Source organism: Mesorhizobium sp. M2A.F.Ca.ET.039.01.1.1, assembly GCF_003998035.1.
In the GTDB taxonomy this organism is placed as follows: Bacteria; Pseudomonadota; Alphaproteobacteria; order Rhizobiales; family Rhizobiaceae; genus Mesorhizobium.
Window position 1 is genome coordinate 1 of sequence record NZ_RZRY01001082.1, and the last position, 1,577, is coordinate 1,577.

Below are 1,577 nucleotides of genomic sequence, written 5' to 3' on the forward strand. Positions count from 1 at the left end.
GGGTATCGGCGACACTTTCCAGGCGCTGCGCCGGCACGAGCGCGAGGACGTTCTGGCCAATCCAGGCGAAGCCGACCTCACCGCCCATGTCGATTTCGCCGCTCTCGCCGACATCGCGCGGGCGCACGGTCACGATGTTCAATTGTCGACCCAGGGCGAATTCCTGCTCGGCATGGGCCTGCTCGAACGTGCCGGAACGCTCGGCGCCGATGCCGATGCCGAAACACGTCAGGTCATATCGGACGCGGTCGAACGCCTGGCCGGCCCCGACGCCATGGGCGAGTTGTTCAAGGTGATGAAGGTCCTGCCGAAGGCGAAAGGCGGCTGAGATCGGCGCGCGGCCTCGGTGGCTGGCCCGCTCGTCTCCGAACTTCGCCTTGACGAACCCGCCTTGCACGGACGACAAACCCAACCATGCTGAATCAGACCAGACCCGATCCAGTACGCTCGCCGCTGCTTGAAAAGGCGCAAGGCATGCGCCACGGCTACTTCACCCGCATCGGCGGCGTCTCCGACGGCATCTATCGGGGCCTCAACATCGGCACGGGCTCCAGCGACGACCAGACATTGGTCGCCGAGAACCGGCGGCGCGTCGCCGATTGGATGGGTGTGCCCGCGGACCATCTGCTGACCGCGCACCAGATCCACTCGCCGGATGTCGTTGTCGCCAGGGAACCCTTCGCCGCCCCTCGCCCGAAAGCCGACGCCATCGTCACCGATCGTCCGGGCATCGCCATCGGCGCATCGACCGCCGATTGCGGGCCGGTGTTGTTTGCCGATGACGAGGCGCGCGTCATCGGCGCCGCCCATGCCGGCTGGAAGGGCGCCTTCACCGGCGTGCTCGAGAACACCGTCGCGGCGATGGAGGGCCTCGGCGCCCGCCGCGACCGCATCGTCGCCGTGCTTGGCCCCTCGATCGGGCCCGACAATTACGAGGTCGGGCCGGAATTTGTCGCCCGCTTCGTCGAGGCCGACGCCGGCAATGAACGCTATTTCAGCCCATCCAGGACTGTCGGCCACTCGATGTTCGACCTCAACCAATATACGGTCGACCGGCTGCGCAAGGCCGGCGTGACCGCCGAGGGGCTTGGCCGCTGCACCTACGCGGAAGAAGACCTTTTCTATTCCTACCGGCGCACCACACACCGCAAGGAAGCGGATTACGGGCGCCAGGTTTCGGCAATCGTTCTGGAGAAAGAGTAATGGCGCTGCATTTCGAACGTTCGGAATTCGACGCGCGGCGTGACCGGCTGCTGATCGAGATGGCCGAAAAGAAGCTCGACGCCGTGCTCCTGTTCGCGCAGGAGAGCATGTACTGGCTGACCGGCTACGACACGTTCGGCTTCTGCTTCTTCCAGTGCCTGGTGGTGAAGGCCGACGGCTCGATGGTGCTGCTCACCCGCTCGGCTGATCTGAGGCAAGCGCGCCATACCTCGACCATCGAGAACATCGTGCTGTGGACCGATCGTCAGGGCGCCAACCCGGCAATCGACCTGCGCAACCTGCTCAACGACCTCGATCTGCTCGGCGCCCGCATCGGCGTCGAATACGACACCCATGGCCTGACCGCCTATAAC

At 65.3% G+C, this 1,577-nt stretch carries 3 protein-coding genes; all 3 read left to right on the forward strand.

Annotated elements, in window-relative coordinates:
• The coding region (locus tag EOA24_RS37425; protein WP_189354574.1) for an SAM-dependent methyltransferase at positions 1-328 on the forward strand (328 nt) is incomplete at its 5' end.
• Positions 329-414: 86 nt separating this feature from the next.
• On the forward strand, positions 415-1,203 hold the full coding sequence (gene pgeF / locus EOA24_RS37430; RefSeq protein WP_126081666.1) for a peptidoglycan editing factor PgeF: 789 nt from the start codon (positions 415-417) through the stop codon (positions 1,201-1,203).
• A partial coding sequence (locus EOA24_RS37435; RefSeq protein ID WP_189354576.1) for an aminopeptidase P family N-terminal domain-containing protein occupies positions 1,203-1,577 on the forward strand: 375 nt, incomplete at its 3' end. The genes pgeF and EOA24_RS37435, both read left to right, overlap by 1 nt.

Excerpts from the sequence above, each read along its gene's own strand:
- pgeF (WP_126081666.1), top strand. The coding sequence starts at position 415 with ATGCTGAATCAGACCAGACCCGATCCAGTACGCTCGCCGCTGCTTGAA.